This window comes from Shinella sp. JR1-6 (assembly GCF_004284735.1).
Classification (GTDB): Bacteria; Pseudomonadota; Alphaproteobacteria; order Rhizobiales; family Rhizobiaceae; genus Shinella.
Window position 1 is genome coordinate 120,498 of sequence record NZ_SHMI01000002.1, and the last position, 16,832, is coordinate 137,329.

The window sequence follows — 16,832 nt, forward strand, 5'->3', positions numbered from 1 at the left end:
AGGATCTGTACGGCTCCACCCTAGGCACTTCCTGCACCGCGGCCTTGATCTCCGTCAAGAGCGCGGTGTCTTCCCCCGCATGCGAAGTCCCGGTAAGGATCGGACCAAGATCACGAGAGGGAGACGACAATGACCGAGATGATTGCGGACGACATCCGCCGGCTGGAGGAACAGGAGCGCCTTCTCCGGTTCAGCCGGTTCAGCCCGGACGATGCCTGGGCGCTCGGCAATCGGGTTCGCGAGACGGCGCTCGCCCGTGGCGCGGGTGTGGCGATCGATATCTCCCTGCGTGATCGGCCGTTGTTTCATTGCGCCCTCCCGGGAACATCGACCGACAATGTCGAGTGGGTCCGTCGCAAGCGAAACACGGTGCTGCGGCTCTGGCACTCCTCCTATCTCGTCGGGCGGAGGCTGGCGCTTTCCGGCCGGGACCAAATGGAAGCGCATAATCTCCCGCATGCCGACTTCGCAGTGCACGGCGGCAGCGTCCCGCTCTTCGTAGCGGATCTCGGCTGCGTGGGAGCCGTTACGGTTTCGGGCGTGCCACAGCGCATAGACCACGCCATTGTCGCGGATGCGATCGCCGGCTTCTTGAACATCGACCTTGGTGAAGCCCGCTTGCCGGACTAGCGTCCCTCCCCTCCCCTCCCCTCCCCTCTAGGAAAGATCGACCCGGCTCATTAGGATAAGCTGCGGCCGCTTGGCCGGGAGGAAGCGGAGAGGAGCCGTCGTTCCGTGAAATTGCGTCATGCCCTGGCATTCGTGATCCTGCCGATCGTCGTGGTGCTCACCATCCTGCAAGGCGGCGCGCTGTTGACCCGCAGCTACATGGGCGAAGCCTCCTTGCAGGCCGGCACGACGCTTCGCCTTGCGGTTGCGGCGCTTGGCGGGCACCTCAGCCGGTACGAGCCCCTGCCCGCGCTGATCGCTGATCACGACGACATCGAAGCGCTGCTCCAGGCGCCGACGGACCCGGAGCTGCGCCGGACCGCAAGTCAATACCTCAAGGAGATCAACAGCCTTCTGGAGTCCTCGGACATTTATGTGATGACGCCGGACGGCAACACGATCGCGGCCAGCAATTACGAGGCGCCCGGAACCTTCGTCGGCCAGAATTTCGACTACCGTCCCTACTTTCAGGAGGCGATCGCGGGTCGGCAGGCACGGTTCTATGCGCTTGGTACGACATCGCTGAGACGGGGGTACTATTTCTCCTCGCCGGTGGAAGTCGGCGGTACTATCCTCGGTGTTATCGTCTTCAAGGTGGACATTGACACTATTGAGGCTTCCTGGCGCGGTGGCGAATACCAAATCTTCGTCGCAGACCCCGAAGGCATCATCTTCATGACGGGGAACGAAAAGTGGCTCTACAACGGCATTCTGCCGTTGGACGCCCCTCGCCTCGCCCGTACCCAGGCTTCCCGGCGCTACGCCGAAGCGGCATTGAAACCCCTGCCCGTCACCGAAAGTGTTTACTACGGTCAACATTTGATGCGGATCGCCGGTGAAGGCTCGACGCGGGAATATCTGCAGCTCTCGCAATACATGCCGGAGGCGGACTGGACCGTGAATGTGCTGCTCGACACAGCCTCGGTGCGCACGCAGGCCCGGACCGCCCTCATCGCCATTCTGCTGTTCATCTGCCTTGCGGGCCTTGGACTTGCCGTGCTCTGGCAACGTCGCGCCCGGGTCGTGGAGCGGCTCCGGCTCCAGGAGGAGGCGCGCAATGAGCTTGAGCGGCGCGTCGAGGAGCGCACTGCCGATCTCGCCCGCGTCAACGAACAGATCGAACTCGAAGTCGCCGAACGACGGCTGACCGAGCAGGAACTGCGCAAGACTCAGGCCGATCTCATCCAGGCCGGCAAGCTTGCCGGTCTCGGCCAGATGTCAGCCGCCCTCTCCCATGAACTCAACCAGCCGCTTGCCGCGGCGAAAACCTATGCGGACAGCGCGGCGCTGCTGATCGATCGGGGCCGTGTGCCTGAAGCGCAAGATAATGTCCGCCGCATCTCCGCCCTCGTCGACCGCATGGCCTCGATAAGCCGTCACTTACGCAACTTTGCCCGCAAGCCGAACGAGAAACTGGGAGCCGTTCCCCTCCCCGATGTCATCGCCGATACGGTGGAGATCGTCACCCCGCGGCTGAAGGCGGCGGATGCGAAGCTGGAGGTCGCACTTGATGAGCAGGCATTCGTCGTGCGCGCCGGGCCGGTCCGCCTCCAGCAGGTGCTTGTCAACATCATCAGCAATGCGGCCGATGCGGTCGAGGGACTGGATGACCGGCTGATCCGGCTTTCCGCGCATCGCGAAGACGATCATGTCGTCATCGAAGTGCGCGATCACGGACCGGGCGTACCGGCTGCAATTGCCGATCGTATCTTCGATCCCTTCTTCACGACCAAGGGCGTCGGCAAGGGACTTGGCTTGGGTCTCTCTATTTCTTATAATATTATCAAGGACTTCGGTGGGAGTCTCTCCGCTGTGAGCCATCCCGACGGAGGCGCTGTTTTCCGCATTACGCTCGATGTAGCAACCCCTGCGCAGGAGGCGGCGGAATGAGCGGACCGCGCATTCTGCTGATCGACGACGAAGAAGAGATGCGCCGCTCCTCGGCGCAGGCCCTCGAACTGTTCGACCTGACGGTGGATACCTTTGCCAGTGCGGAGCCGGTGCTGGAACTCGTCGGCTATGCTTTCGACGGGGTTGTCGTCAGCGATATCCGCATGCCCGGCATGGACGGCATGACGCTGTTGCAGCGCATTCGCGAGGTGGATCCGGAAGTCCCGGTTATCCTGGTGACCGGGCATGCGGATGTGCAACTTGCCGTCAGCGCCATGCGGGCCGGCGTCTATGACTTCCTGGAAAAGCCGTTCACGGCGCAGCATCTCGCCGGCATCATCCGCCGTGCGATGGACCGCCGTAGCCTGGTGCTGGAAAACCGCCGCCTGCGCGCCGTCGCCGGCAAGCGGGACGACATCGAAGCCCGGCTGCCGGGTCGAACGCAGATCATGGTGGACCTTCGGTACAGGCTGAGGGCGATCGGCGCGACGGATGCCGATACGCTGGTGATCGGCGAGACCGGGGCCGGCAAGGAAGTGGTGGCACGCGCGCTGCACGATATCAGCGCCCGCGCAAACCGCCCTTTCATCGCCATCAACTGCGCGGCCCTGCCGGAAAACCTCATCGAGAGCGAGCTCTTCGGCCACGAGGCGGGAGCCTTTCCCGGCGCCCTGCGGCCGCGCTTCGGCAAATTCGAACACGGCCGTGGCGGCACCATCCTGCTGGACGAGATCGGCTCCATGCCCTTCGACCTGCAGGCAAAGTTCCTGCGCGTGCTGCAGGAACGGGTCATCACCCGTCTCGGCTCGAACGAGCCCGTGCCGCTCGACGTGCGCTTCATTGCGACCAGCAAGGTGGATCTGGCGGCGGAGGTGGCGGCCGGACGGTTCCGGGCCGACCTCCTCTATCGGCTCAATGTCGCGACGCTGCATGTGCCCTCGCTCGCGCAGCGCCGGGCGGATATTCCCCTGCTCTTCCTCCAGCTTGTGCGCGAGGCCGCGGCGCGATACGGCCGCAGCGACATTGACGTTCCCCCGGAGTTGACGGCGGACATTGCCGGCCGGAGCTGGCCGGGCAACGTGCGGGAGCTGCGCAATTTCGCGGACAGGCTCGTGCTGGGGCTTGATACTGCGCCGGACGAGGCGTCGCCGGAGTCCGGACCGCAGCGCCTTGCCGACAGGGTTGCCGCCTATGAGCGAGGTCTGATCGCCTCGGCACTGGCTGCCCATGGCGGCAGTCTGAAGCCTGTTTACGAGCAGCTCGGGGTCTCCCGCAAGACGCTTTACGAGAAGATGCAGAAGTACGGGCTCGATAAAAATTTCGCGTCTGGGCTGCTTCAGGACGACATTTGAGGCGTTGGTGGGTGGATTTCCACCCGCTCGTGTGCAGGTTTGTTCCCATCTCCACCCATCGTGCCAAGTTTACGGCGGTAAACTCGCCCGTAAAGTTCCCTCGCCGCTTGCCGACTCGCCATCCCGGAGGCCCTTCTAGGTCATCCAGAACCGGCGCGGGAGGAGCCACGTCGGCTGGGCATTTCATCGGGAGGATTTGATGAAGACATTGAAAGCCCTGTTCGGCGTCTCGGCCGCACTCGCCGTATCGCTGCTCGCCACGTCGGCACTCGGCCAGACCTATCCGGAACGGACCATCACCATGGTGGTGCCCTTCTCCGCGGGCGGTCCGACCGATACGGTCACCCGCCTCGTCGCCGAAGCGATGTCAAAGGATCTTGGCCAGCAGATCGTGGTCGAGAATGTCGGCGGCGCCGGCGGCACGCTGGGTGCGGGCCGTGTGGCCAGCGCAGACCCGGACGGTTACACGCTGCTGCTCCACCATATCGGCATGGCGACCAGCGCGACGCTCTATCGCAAGCTCGCCTATGACACTTTGAACGCCTTCGAATATGTCGGCCTCGTCACCGATGTGCCGATGACGATCGTCGCCCGCAAGGATCTCGAGCCGACGGACCTCAAGGGCCTGATCGACTACATGAAGGCGAACAAGGATACGGTGACCGTGGCCAATGCCGGCATCGGCGCGGCCTCGCATCTGTGCGGCATGCTGCTGATGAGCGCCATGCAGACGCAGTTCGTTACCGTTCCCTACAAGGGCACCGGCCCGGCGATGACGGATCTGCTCGGCGGCCAGGTCGACGTGATGTGCGACCAGACAACCAACACGACGAAGCAGATCCAGGGCGGCACGATCAAGGCCTATGCGGTGACCTCCCCTGCCCGGCTCGGCAATCTGCCGGATGTCCCGACGGCGGAAGAAGCCGGTCTCTCCGGCTTCCAGGTCGGCATCTGGCACGGCGTCTATGCGCCCAAGGGTACGCCGGCCGACGTGACGGAACGCCTGTCCAAGTCGCTGCAGGCTGCACTGAAGGACCCCAACGTCGTTGCCCGCTTTGCCGAACTCGGCACGGCGCCGTCGGCAGAGGCAGACGCAACGCCGGCTGCCCTGAAGGCAAAACTCGAAGGCGAGATTGCGCGCTGGAAGCCCGTCATCGAGGCGGCCGGCCAGTACGCTGACTGAGGTCAACCGCTGCCGTGGCGTGTCGTTTCCGTCGAGATGACGGAAACGACACGGCGGTGCACGGAGCGGCTCGCAGCGGCAGTCGATGTCGCCACGAGCCCTGACCGCCTGCGCGGCCCGTCCCGGCCGCTGGAAGAGGGGAACCCATGAAACAATTACAGTTCGACGGTACCAATGCGATCTGCGGCCTGACCTTTATCGCGCTTGGCGGCTTCTTTATCTATCAATGCCTCAACCTTGAGCTCGGCACGGCTTTCCGCATGGGGCCGGGTTACTTCCCGTTGATCCTCGCCGCGATCCTGACGCTGCTCGGCGTCGTCGTGCTGGCGCAGGCGACACGGGTGCAGGGCGAGCCCATGGCCCCGCTGGCGCTGCGCGGCATGTTGTTCATTCTGCCGGCGCCCGTTTTCTTCGGGCTCACCGTGCGCGGGCTCGGCTTCGTGCCGTCGCTGTTCTTCGCCGCGCTTATCGCCGCCTTCGCCTCGACGCGCATGAAGCCGCTGATGGCGCTGGTGCTTGCAGGGGCGATCACGCTCTTTTCCGTCCTGGTGTTCAGCTACGCCCTCGGGTTGCCGTTCGAACGCTTCGGCCCCTGGACCCGGCTTTAGGAGGCGCGCATGGATCTTGTCAGCAATCTCGCGCTCGGCTTTTCCACCGCGGCCTCGCCGGAAAACCTCGCCTTCTGCCTGATCGGCGTGCTGCTCGGAACGTTGATCGGCGTTCTGCCCGGTATCGGCGCGACGGCGACCATCGCCATGCTCCTGCCGATCACCTTCAAGCTGGAGCCGGTCTCTTCACTGATCATGCTCGCCGGCATCTACTACGGCGCGCAATATGGTGGCTCGACCACGGCGATCCTGATCAACATGCCGGGCGAGTCTTCATCCGCCGTGACCGCCATCGACGGTTATCAGATGGCTCGCAAGGGCAGGGCAGGAGCGGCGCTCTCCATCGCTGCGCTCGGCTCGTTCTTCGCCGGCACAGTCTCCACCTTCCTCGTCGCGATCTTTGCCATTCCCCTGACAGCCATCGCACTCGAATTTGGCGCTGCCGAGTACTTTTCTCTGATGGTCGTCGGTCTGGTTTCCTCCATCGCGCTGGCCCACGGCTCGATCGTCAAGGCACTGGCCATGGTGGCGCTGGGCTTGCTGCTCGGCCTCGTCGGTACGGACATCTATACCGGCACGCCGCGCTTCACCCTCGGCATTCGCGAATATGCCGACGGGCTCAACTTCGTTGCTGTTGCGGTCGGCGTCTTCGGCATCGCCGAGATCCTGCGCAACCTCGAGGGGGAGAAGACACGCAGCCTCATCATGGCCAAGGTGTCCGGGCTCTGGCCGACGAAGGACGACTTCCGGCGCATGGTCGGCCCGGTGCTGCGCGGCACGGCCATCGGCTCGGCGCTCGGCATCCTGCCGGGGGGAGGGGCGATCCTCGCGGCCTTCGCGTCCTACACGGTGGAAAAACGTGTATCGGATCATCCTGAAGAGTTCGGCCACGGCGCGGTTGCAGGTGTCGCCGGACCGGAATCGGCCAACAATGCGGGTGCCCAGACCTCGTTCATCCCGCTGTTGACGCTCGGCATCCCCGCCAATCCCGTCATGGCGCTGATGGTCGGGGCGATGATCATCCAGGGCATCGTGCCTGGGCCGAATGTCGCGACCGAGCAGCCGACGCTGTTCTGGGGCATCATCGCCTCGATGTGGATCGGCAACCTGATGCTTGTCGTGCTGAACCTGCCGCTGATCGGCCTCTGGGTGAAGCTGCTCACGGTGCCCTACTACGTGCTCTTCCCGATCATCATGGCGTTCTGCTCTATCGGCGTCTACAGCGTCAACTCGAACGTCTACGACCTCTATGCGGTCGCGCTGTTCGGCCTTGGCGGGTATCTGCTGGTCAAGTTGCGCTGCGAGCCGGCGCCGCTGCTGCTCGGCTTCGTGCTCGGGCCTTTGCTGGAGGAGAACCTGCGCCGCGCCATGATCCTGTCGCGCGGCGACCCGACCACCTTCGTCACACGTCCCATCAGCGCAATTCTGCTGGCACTGGCGCTGGCCGTTCTCATCATCGTCTTCCTGCCTTCGGTCAAGAAGAAGCGTGAAGAGGTTTTCCAAGAAGAAGACTGAAACAGGAAAACCTGCGGGGGAGGGGAGGAGTGGCGACGAGCCGCTCCTCCTCGCATTTTAGCGATATTGCATTGCGGCAGAAACCGGGTTAAAAAACTTGAGGAAAAATAGAAGGAATATCAGCAGGGGAAGATGACGTTCCAGCCGCGCATGCAGAACAGGATCGAGGGCTTTTCCGTCGTCGGCGGTCTCAACCGTCGTCACTGGAACGGCATCGTCGCTGATGTCTGGGATGTCGAATGCGCGGCCCATGCAGGCGGCTATTATGTCGGCCGGGACCCGCGGCTTTTCATCCTGCTCGACAAGCAGGGGCCGGGCGATTCTCGCATTCGCCTCGCGCCCGGGGGGAGCGAATCCGTCGAGGACTGGCGGCATTGCCCGATTGCCTACATCCCCGCGAATTTTGAACTCTGGGCGGATCTCGCCGATCACCAGTTCCTGCGCCATCTCGACCTGCATTTCGATGTGGAAACGGTTGGCCGGCGCCTGGCGGAGGATCTCGATCCGGAGCGGCTCGCCACCCCGAAGCTGTTCTTCTCCGATGACCGCCTGTTTTCGCTGGCGCAGCTCATCGCTGCCGAATGCATCAATCCGTTGCCGCTGCATGATCTCTATGGCGACGGTCTGGCGCTGGCGCTGATCATCGATGTCATGAAGTTGGGTAAGATGCCGGGCCGTAAGCGCGGCAAACTGGCGGGCTGGCAACTTCGTCGCGCGACCGACTTCATTGAAGAAAACTGCTTGCGCAACATCCGGCTGGAGGAACTCGCCAGCCTGATCGGCCTGTCGCAATCCCATTTCAGCCATGCCTTCAAGGCATCGACTGGCATTGCGCCCCATCAATGGCAGGTGAACGCGCGGCTGCGCCGGGCCAAGCAATTGCTTTTGCAAGGTGATCAGCCTCTGACGGAGATCGCCGTCGAGACCGGATTTGCCGACCAGGCGCATTTCACCCGGGTTTTCCGCAAGAATTTCGGCACGACCCCGGCCCATTGGCAGAAAGTGCAGCTGACCTGAGCTTGCGCGGTCGGGCGATTGTTCGCTCCGTGGAAAATTGCCCAAGAACGTACAATTTTCGCGGAATGCGACAAGCCCGATCGTTAAAACTGAGTTAAGCACTCACCTTATTGTTGGAAGACCGTTCTGGCTGGCGAACGGGTGAGTGGGGTATGCGCAGATGATGATGAAATCGAAGGGGCCGGCGCCGCGGGCAAGGCTTTTGGCGGGTGTTGCAATGTCCATGCTCGCCGGGCTGGGCCATGCCGCGGCCCAGGACAGCACGACGCTCAATCCCGTAGTCGTCGAGGGGACCGGCGGGGAAGGGGAGGCCTCTGCGACGGGACCTGTCAGGGGTTATGTCGCCAAGGTGTCCGCTACCGGCTCGAAATCCGATACCGCGCTTCGCGATATCCCCCAGGCCGTTTCGGTCATCGGCCGGGATGAACTCGAGGACCGCGGCGTCGTCGGCAAGGTGGACGAAGCGCTGCGCTATACGTCCGGCGTCTTCGCCGAACCCTTCGGCTCCGATCCGGACACGGACTGGATCTACATTCGCGGTTTCGATGCCAGCCAGACAGGGCTTTTCCTCGATAGCCTCAATCTCTTCAGTTATTCGTTCGGCAATTTCCAGGTTGATCCGTTCTTCCTCGAACGAGTGGAAGTGCTGAAGGGGCCGGCCTCCGTGCTCTACGGCGCGGCCAATCCCGGCGGTCTTGTCAATATGGTCGGCAAGCGGCCGCTCGAGGAGAAGCTGGTCTACAGCGAGATCGGCGTCAACAATTACGGCAATGCCTTCGCCGGTTTCGACGTCAACACGCCGCTTGGGAGCGGCGTCAATTTCCGCCTTACGGGCAAGCTTGCGGGCGGTGACCAGACGACCGACTATTCGGAAGACTTGCGCGGCGGGATCATGCCGCAGGTCACCTGGCAGCCGGACGATGCGACGAAGCTCAACGTCTACGCCTTCTACAGCGCCATGGACCAGTTGCATGTCGGCAACGGCTTCTATCCCTACTACGGGACCGTGGAATCGGCGCGCTTCGGCAAGATCGATCCGGAAGGTTTCTATGGCGAGCCGTCGTCCGATGATGGCGGTTACCAGCAATTCCTGCTCGGCCACGAATTCGAGCACACCTTCGACAACGGCTGGACCTTCTCGCAGAACGGTCGCTACGGTCACCTCTCGAAGGAGGAGACCATGGCCTACATTTACGGTTACTACAACCGGGATACGGATGCAGGCTGGCTGGAGCAGCCGGCTGGCAGCACGGATACGTTTACCCGCATCGGTTTCCATGGCGACACCGAGGTGGATACCTTCGCGCTCGACAACCGCCTGAATGGCACGTTCCAGACGGGCGGGCTCGAGCACGACCTGACGGTCGGTCTCGATTTCAAATACTACAGGATCGACCAGACCCAGGCCGCGGGCGGTGCGACGCCGATTGGCGTGCTCGACCCGCTCTACGGTGTCGCTCAGGGTGACAAGTTCGTCTATCTCGATCAGGTGTTGACGCAGCGCCAGGTCGGCCTCTATGCGCAGGATCAGATCCGCTTCGGCGGCGGCTTCATCGCCACCCTGAACGGGCGCTACGACTTCGTGCGCACCGAATCCGATGCTGCGGTCGGCTATAGCTACACCTCCGACGACAAGGCAGCGAGCGGCCGTGCAGGCCTCGCCTACGAATTTGCCAACGGCTTTACCCCCTATGCCAGCGTTTCGACGTTCTTCCTGCCAGTTATCGGTGCAAGCGCGACAGCACCGATCAAGCCGGAGGAAGGCTATCAGCTCGAAGGCGGCTTCAAGTACGAGCCGACGGGCTTTGACGGCATGCTCACGGCTTCGGTCTTCCATCTCGTGAAACAGAACTGGACCGTCACCGACCCGTTGACCTTCCTGCAGTCGCAGATCGGCGAAGTGACCTCGACGGGGATCGAACTGGAAGCGAAGGCGCAGATCGCCAACGACTGGAAGGCGACGGCGGCCTTCACCTACCAGAAGTTGGAAATGACGGAACACGCCGACCGGACCCTGATCGGCAACAGCCCCTATCTGGTGCCGGAAGTCACAGCATCGCTCTGGCTCGACTACACCATCCCGGAAGGCGCCCTGGAAGGGCTCAGCGTCGGCGGCGGTGTGCGCTACCAGGGCGAATCCTGGGCGGATTACGCCAACACCAAGAAGGTGCCGGACGTGGTGCTCGCCGACGCGGCGCTGCGCTACGAGAAGGACGGCTGGGGCGCGGCGCTCAACGTCACCAACCTCTTCGACAAGGAGTATGTGAAGGGGTGCCAGACCACCATGGTCTGCGGCTACGGCGATGGCCGTACCATTACCTTCAAGTTCAGCCGCATCTGGTAAGGGGCAAAGGCGCGCCGAGGCTCCGGTGCGCCTTTCGCTTGCCAATGAGGCACGCAAACCTTTCCTCCGTCATGGGCGGGCCTGACCTGCAGATGACGGAGGCGGGTGGGGCGGAGCTTGCCGTCGAAACCGAGGCGCGCCGGAAAATCCGACGCGCCTTTGTCGTTTCAGCCAATCAGCGCCAGCCCAGCGCCGGTGCTACGTGCTTCAGGATGGCCTCGATGACATGGGCATTGTACTCGACGCCCAGCTGGTTCGGCACGGTCAGCAGCAGTGTATCGGCCTCCCGGATCGCCTCGTCGGCGGCAAGCTGCCCGATGAGCTTGTCCGGCTCGTCGGCATAGGAGCGGCCGAAGATCGCCCGCGTCTGGTCGTCGATGAAGCCGATCGAATCCGCCTCCTTGCCGCCGCGGCCGAAATAGGCCCGGTCGCGGTCGTCGACGAGCGCGAAGATACTGCGGCTGACCGAAACACGCGGTGTGCGGCCGTGGCCGGCTTCCTTCCATGCCTCGCGATAGGCGCGGATCTGCGCCGCCTGCTGGACATGGAACGGCTCGCCCGTCTCGTCGTTCTTCAGCGTCGAGCTCTGCAGGTTCATGCCGAGCTTCGCCGCCCAGACGGCGGTGGCGTTCGAGCTTGCACCCCACCAGATGCGCTCGCGCAAGCCTTCCGAATGCGGCTCCAGTCGCAGGAGGCCGGGCGGGTTGGGGAACATCGGCCGCGGGTTCGGCTGTGCGAAACCTTCGCCTTTCAGCACATCCAGAAACACTTCGGCATGCCGTCGCCCCATGTCGGCGTCGCTCTGGCCTTCCTGCGGCTGGTAACCGAAGTAACGCCAGCCGTCGATAACCTGCTCGGGCGAGCCGCGGCTGATGCCGAGCTGCAGGCGTCCACGGGAGATGAGGTCGGCTGCGCCGGCGTCCTCTGCCATGTAGAGCGGGTTTTCGTAGCGCATGTCGATGACGGCCGTGCCGATCTCGATCCTGTCCGTCTTCGCGCCGACGGCGGCAAGGAGCGGAAAGGGGGAGGCGAGTTGCCGGGCGAAATGATGCACCCGGAAATAGGCACCGTCCGCGCCCAGTTCCTCCGCCGCGACGGCAAGGTCGATCGACTGGAGCAGCGTATCGCCGGCCGAGCGGGTCTCGGATTGGGGGGAGGGGGTCCAGTGCCCGAAGGAAAGGAAACCGATTTTCTTCATGGATGTTTGCCTCGACGCCGGTGCGTCCGTTGGGATGGGTGTCGCCGGCGAAGATGGGGTATCGGGCAAGGCTTGAAAAGGTGTGGAACGAGAACGCTGCGTTCACCGTTCGATGCTTTTGCGCTGGTAAAGGCTACGGCAGGGTCAGGCGGTCACCGCTTGTTTGGATGGTTCCGGGTTCAGGAAAACTGGCTTTGTCCAGAGGTTCGAAAGAAACTCCATGCGCCCTGTGCGGTTTTCCCTGGAAAAGATTCAAAAACTGCACATTGCGGAAACGTCGCCAATGCGATCCCCGCCATGCTCAGTGATATTTTTCCCGCTCCCGCAGGAGGATCGCCGGGGCGTTCAGCCCGGCGATCGGTTGGTTGACGTCTGCCGGAATGTCTCCGGTCAGCTGGAGATCGAGATAGCGCGCGCAGCACACCCTCAGGAAAGATGTGAAGTTTCCGAGGTCGTGGCCGGCATCGATCGATTCATGGTGCAGCTTGGTGATCAGCTGGGTCACGTTCATGCGATCGCGGCGTGCGATCTCCTCGAGCTTCGACCAGAAGAAATTCTCCAGCCGCACGCTCGTCACCATGCCGTCGATCCGCAGCGAGCGCGTGGTGCTCTCCCAGAGCTTCGCATCCGCCTTGATGAACAGCTCACACATCCCGGCCTCCTTGTCCGCCTCCTCAGGCAGCGTCTGTTTGTAGCAGGGACGCGGCGTCCAGCACAGCCATGAACTGCCGCAGCCAGGAAGGGTGTGCCGGCCATGCGGGTGCCGTGACGAGATTGCCGTCGGAGACCGCATCGTCGATCGCGATATCCGCATAGATGCCGCCGGCAAGTTCCACCTCAGGGCGGCAGGCGGGATAGGCCGAGCAGGTCCGGCCCTTGAGGACGCCGGCGGCAGCGAGAAGCTGGGCACCGTGGCAGATGGCGGCCACCGGCTTGCCGGCTTCGAAGAAGTGCCGCACCGCCTTGATGACCTCGGGGTTGAGGCGCAGATATTCCGGCGCGCGGCCGCCCGGGATGACCAGCGCGTCGTAGTCTTCGGCGCGGATGCTGGAGAAGGTGGCGTTGAGGGTGAAATTGTGGCCACGTTTTTCGGTATAGGTCTGGTCGCCCTCGAAATCATGGATGGCGGTCGCGACGGTCTGGCCGGCATTCTTGCCGGGGCAGACGGCATGCACGGTGTAGCCGCAGGCAAGCAGCGTCTGGAACGGGACCATGGTTTCATAGTCCTCGGTGAAGTCGCCGGTGATCATCAGAATTTTCGAAGCTGGCATCTGTTTCCTCCCAAAACCAATGGGAGGAGCTTAGCAAGGCCGGCATGCGAGCGGGTACTATGGGAATACTACAGTGAAGATTCAGCGATAGCGCCGTCAGACACCCTTCGCCACCATCGTGTAGATCTTGCGGGTCCGCTCGTGGATCGTCCATTCGCCGCGCCAGCCGAGCGGCAGCACGAACATTTCACCCGCCCCGATTTCCCGGCTCGTGCCGTCAGCATTGTGCAGCGATACGCGGCCGGTGAGGATGTGGCAGATTTCCGCAATCTCGCTACGGTCGGCGGTGAAGCGGCCGGGGGTGCATTCCCAGATGCCCGTCTCCATCTTGCCGTCCGGGCTCGTCCACAGGGGCAGCGTTGCCTCCTGCTGCTCGCCCTCGATGGAGGTGGGTTTTGCGACGAAGGCGCCGATATCGCGTTGGAGGAGGTCGCCGAAATTTTCGAAGCTGATCATGGTTCGTCCTGTCTCTGGCTCAATGGCCTGTGATGGTGTCGGCAAGCGCCGCGAGTTTCGACGTGTGCGGCAGGCCGGCGAACTCGCGCTCGTCGGCGATGCGGTAAAGCTGGTACATGGAATGCACGCCGAGCCAGCGGAAGGGTTCCGGCTCCCACTTGCGCACGGTGCGGTTGACCCAGGGCAGGGCGGTCAGCTCCGTCTCACGGTTGAGCACGAGGTCGCAGAGCGTGCGGCCGGCAAGGTTGGAGCTGGAGACGCCGAGACCGACATAACCGCCGGCCCAGCCGATGCCCGTCGAGCGGTCGAAGCCGGCCGTCGTGCACCAGTCGCGCGGCACGCCGAGCACGCCGCACCAGGCATGGTCGATCTTCAGCGGTTTCGTCTGCGGCAGCAGGCGCGTGAGGATGGCATGCAGGGCGTCGATGGTCGCCTGCTGCGTCTTTCCGTTCACATCGGTCTTCGAGCCGAAACGATAGGGCACGCCGCGCCCGCCCATGGTGATGCGACCCTCGCGGGTGCGCTGGGCGTAACAATAGGCATGCGCCGCATCGCCGAGCAGTTCGTGGCCTTCCCAGCCGATCTCCCGCCACAGCGCTTCCGGCACGGGCTCGGTGACGATCTGGGCGCTGTTCAGCGGCAGCCAGGTGCGCTCCTCGCCAGGGAAGCCGGCGGAAAAGCCTTCAGTGGCACGGATGATTTTCGCCGCGCGTACCGTGCCGCGGTCGGTTTCGACCCGGCCCTTCTCGAAGCGGGTGACCGCGGTGCCTTCGAAGATCGGAACGCCGAGGGCTTCGACGACATTGGCGAGCCCGCGCACGAGCTTGGCCGGCTGCACGCGCGCGGTGTCGCGGATGACGAAGCCGCCCTGGACGTTGGCGATGCGGATGCGTTTTGCGGCCTCCTCTGCGGAGAGCATTTCCAGGCGCTCGGCAGGCATCTGCCAATCGAGATAGAACTGGTACTCCTCGCGAGCGCGGGCGAGCTGCGGCGCGTTGGTGGCGACGGTGAAATTGTCGACGCGGCGGATATCGGCGTCGATGCCCTCGGCCTCGGTGACACGGATCACTTCGTCCACCGTGCCCGCCATGGCGCGCTGCATGTCGATGACCGCGCCGCGCGTCGAGGTTTTCAGATATTTGTCGCGGGACCATCCGAAGCCGCCGGATAGCCAGCCGCCGTTTCGTCCGGATGCGCCGAAGCCCGCGAACTCCCGTTCCAGCACGACGATGTCGAGCGAGGGATCGGCCTTCTTCAGGTAGTAGGCCGTCCACAGGCCCGTATAGCCGGCGCCGATAATGCAGACATCGGCCTCGCGATCGCCGGGCAGGGGAGGGCGCTTTTGCGGTATGCCGCCGATATCGGCATACCAGAAGGAGATGTCACCGTTGGTCTTGACGTCCATGGGAGAGGCTTTCGGGTTCAGGTCAGCGTCACGTCGGCGCTGGCATCGTCGGGAAGAAGGATGAGGTCGGCGGGGGTGAAGGCGATGTCGACGGTGTCGCCAATGGCAAAATCGGTCGCGCCGAGGGGACTGCGCACCACGGCGACCGTGCCGTCCGTCAGCCGCACCTCGTATTTCGAGCCGGAGCCGAGATAGATCGCCTCGGCGACCGTGCCGGACAGGCGGTTTTCGCCGGGGAGAGTGTCCATGCCGGGGCGTTTCAGCGCCACGCGCTCGGGCCGCAGCAGGATGACCGGGCGGGCATCGCCGGGAAGGCGGCCATGGGCAAGAATCCTTTGATCGCCGATGGTCATCACCGTGTCGTTGCCGGAGACCTCGGCCTTGCCGCGGAGAACCGTGGATTCGCCGATGAAGCGGCCGACGAAGAGTGTCGCGGGGTGGTCGTAGAGTTCGCGGCCCGTGCCGATCTGCTCGATGCGCCCGCCGTTGAAGACGGCGATGCGGTCGGAGAGCACGAGGGCTTCCTCTTGATCGTGCGTGACGTAGACGAAGGTGGTGCCGAGTTCGCGGTGGATACGCTTGATTTCGAGTTGCAGCCATTCGCGCAGTTTCTTGTCGAGCGCGCCGAGCGGTTCGTCCATCAGGAGGAGCGGCGGATCGAAGACCAGCGCCCGGGCGAGCGCCACGCGCTGCTGCTGGCCGCCGGAGAGTTCGTTGGGGTAACGATGGGCGAAATCGGCCATCTTCACCATGTCGAGGGCGCGTTTGACGCGGCGCTCGCGGTCTTCGCCCCGGATGCCGCGCAATGCCAGCGGATAGGCGACGTTCTTTCCCACCGTCATGTGCGGGAAAAGCGCGTAGTGCTGGAAGACGACGCCGATATTGCGCTTGTGCGAGGGCAGGCCCGTCACGCTCTTGCCGCCGATTTCCAGAGTGCCGGAGCTGATGTCGGTGAAGCCGGCGATGAGGTTCAGCGTCGTCGTCTTGCCGGAGCCGGAGGGGCCGAGCAGCGTCATGAACTCGCCGGGGCGGATGTGCAGGTCGATGTCGTTGAGGGCGGTGAACGCGCCGTAACGTTTCGATGCCTTGCGGATTTCGATCGCGGCGCCGGCCGAGCGTTGGGGTGCGGTCATGGGTCAGGTCCTTCCGCGGCGCATGCCGAGAAGCAGGCCGGCGATGATGATGAGCGAGGTCGCGAGGAACAGAAGCGTGCCGACGGCGGCGACGGTCGGGTCGGCGTCGCGGGTGATCGAGGTGTAGATCTGCACCGGCAGGGTTTTCAGGTACGGGCTGGTGATGAACAGTGCGACGATGATCTCGTCGAACGAGGTGATGAAGGCGAAGAGCGCGCCGGAGAGGATGCCGGGCAGGATGAGCGGCAGCGTGACGGTGCGGAACACGGTCAGCCGGCCGGCGCCGAGGCTGGCGGCTGCGGTTTCCAGGCGCCGGTCGAAGACCTCGAGGCTGGCCTGCACGGCGATCAGCACGAAGGGGATGGCGAGCATGGTGTGTGCCAGCACGAAGCCGGTGACCGTGCCGACGAGGTGGGCGTCGAGATAGACCGCGTAGATGCCGATGGCCAGCACGACGCCGGGCACCACCATGGGCGTGATGAGGAGGGCGCGCAGCAGGCCGCCGGTGCGCGCCGCCGCGCGGGAGACGCCGAAGGCGGCGAGCGTGCCGACGATCGTCGCAACGACCGCGACGATGAGGGCGATGATCAGCGAGTTGGAGAAGCTCGTCGTCCAGTCGGGATTGCGGAAGAAGTTGTCGTACCATTGCCAGGAGAAGCCGACCGGCGGGAAGGCGAGCGACTTGTTGCCGTTGAACGACATCGGGATGACCACCAGCGTCGGCGCGAGCAGGAGCACGGCGACGAGCAGGCAGAACAGGCCGAGGAGGACGCGGGGGAAGGACGGCATCT

At 63.9% G+C, this 16,832-nt stretch carries 15 protein-coding genes; 8 read left to right on the forward strand and 7 right to left on the reverse strand.

The window, feature by feature from the left end:
* Nucleotides 1-129: 129 nt before the first annotated feature.
* The 8 genes from EXZ48_RS03300 to EXZ48_RS03335 all read left to right on the forward strand — a co-directional run bounded on the left by EXZ48_RS03300 (nucleotide 130) and on the right by EXZ48_RS03335 (nucleotide 10,578).
* Nucleotides 130-630 carry a heme-degrading domain-containing protein gene (locus EXZ48_RS03300; RefSeq protein ID WP_130514308.1) on the forward strand — a complete coding sequence of 167 codons (501 nt, stop codon included), beginning with the start codon at nucleotides 130-132 and terminating at the stop codon, nucleotides 628-630.
* 105 nt (nucleotides 631-735) lie between these two features.
* Nucleotides 736-2,559, forward strand: a complete 1,824-nt coding sequence (locus tag EXZ48_RS03305) for an ATP-binding protein (RefSeq protein ID WP_371687636.1) — start codon at nucleotides 736-738, stop codon at nucleotides 2,557-2,559.
* Complete coding sequence (locus tag EXZ48_RS03310; protein WP_130514309.1) at nucleotides 2,556-3,911, forward strand: sigma-54 dependent transcriptional regulator; 1,356 nt, start codon at nucleotides 2,556-2,558, stop codon at nucleotides 3,909-3,911. Before EXZ48_RS03305 ends, EXZ48_RS03310 begins: the two co-directional genes overlap by 4 nt.
* Before the next feature lie 199 nt (nucleotides 3,912-4,110).
* Nucleotides 4,111-5,094 (forward strand): tripartite tricarboxylate transporter substrate-binding protein, encoded by a 984-nt coding sequence (locus EXZ48_RS03315; protein WP_050744693.1) that lies wholly within the window; start codon nucleotides 4,111-4,113, stop codon nucleotides 5,092-5,094.
* Nucleotides 5,095-5,240: 146 nt separating this feature from the next.
* The gene (locus tag EXZ48_RS03320) at nucleotides 5,241-5,702 is read left to right on the forward strand and encodes a tripartite tricarboxylate transporter TctB family protein (RefSeq protein ID WP_130514310.1); all 462 of its coding nucleotides are present in this window, start codon (nucleotides 5,241-5,243) and stop codon (nucleotides 5,700-5,702) included.
* Nucleotides 5,703-5,711: 9 nt separating this feature from the next.
* A complete protein-coding gene (locus EXZ48_RS03325; RefSeq protein ID WP_050744695.1) occupies nucleotides 5,712-7,217 on the forward strand; it encodes a tripartite tricarboxylate transporter permease in 1,506 nt (501 codons plus the stop codon).
* 132 nt (nucleotides 7,218-7,349) lie between these two features.
* Nucleotides 7,350-8,234 carry an AraC family transcriptional regulator gene (locus EXZ48_RS03330; protein ID WP_130514311.1) on the forward strand — a complete coding sequence of 295 codons (885 nt, stop codon included), beginning with the start codon at nucleotides 7,350-7,352 and terminating at the stop codon, nucleotides 8,232-8,234.
* A 160-nt stretch (nucleotides 8,235-8,394) separates the two neighbouring features.
* Nucleotides 8,395-10,578 (forward strand): TonB-dependent siderophore receptor, encoded by a 2,184-nt coding sequence (locus EXZ48_RS03335; protein WP_130514312.1) that lies wholly within the window; start codon nucleotides 8,395-8,397, stop codon nucleotides 10,576-10,578.
* Between the two features lie 175 nt (nucleotides 10,579-10,753).
* Here the strand turns inward: EXZ48_RS03335 and EXZ48_RS03340 are convergent, their stop codons facing one another.
* The 7 genes from EXZ48_RS03340 to EXZ48_RS03370 form a co-directional block, all read right to left on the reverse strand.
* A complete protein-coding gene (locus EXZ48_RS03340; RefSeq protein ID WP_050744697.1) occupies nucleotides 10,754-11,776 on the reverse strand; it encodes an LLM class flavin-dependent oxidoreductase in 1,023 nt (340 codons plus the stop codon).
* 301 nt (nucleotides 11,777-12,077) lie between these two features.
* A complete protein-coding gene (locus EXZ48_RS03345; protein WP_023513893.1) occupies nucleotides 12,078-12,428 on the reverse strand; it encodes a ribbon-helix-helix domain-containing protein in 351 nt (116 codons plus the stop codon).
* 22 nt (nucleotides 12,429-12,450) lie between these two features.
* A complete protein-coding gene (locus EXZ48_RS03350) occupies nucleotides 12,451-13,047 on the reverse strand; it encodes a DJ-1/PfpI family protein (protein WP_050744698.1) in 597 nt (198 codons plus the stop codon).
* A gap of 96 nt (nucleotides 13,048-13,143) precedes the next feature.
* A complete protein-coding gene (locus EXZ48_RS03355; RefSeq protein WP_023513895.1) occupies nucleotides 13,144-13,503 on the reverse strand; it encodes a cupin domain-containing protein in 360 nt (119 codons plus the stop codon).
* A gap of 19 nt (nucleotides 13,504-13,522) precedes the next feature.
* Entirely contained in the window at nucleotides 13,523-14,908 is a 1,386-nt protein-coding gene (locus EXZ48_RS03360) for an FAD-binding oxidoreductase (protein WP_130514313.1), read from the reverse strand.
* Between the two features lie 17 nt (nucleotides 14,909-14,925).
* Nucleotides 14,926-16,041: an ABC transporter ATP-binding protein gene (locus EXZ48_RS03365; protein ID WP_130514314.1), complete on the reverse strand. Its 1,116-nt coding sequence runs from the start codon at nucleotides 16,039-16,041 to the stop codon at nucleotides 14,926-14,928.
* 3 nt (nucleotides 16,042-16,044) lie between these two features.
* Entirely contained in the window at nucleotides 16,045-16,830 is a 786-nt protein-coding gene (locus EXZ48_RS03370) for an ABC transporter permease (RefSeq protein ID WP_130514315.1), read from the reverse strand.
* Nucleotides 16,831-16,832: the final 2 nt, after the last annotated feature.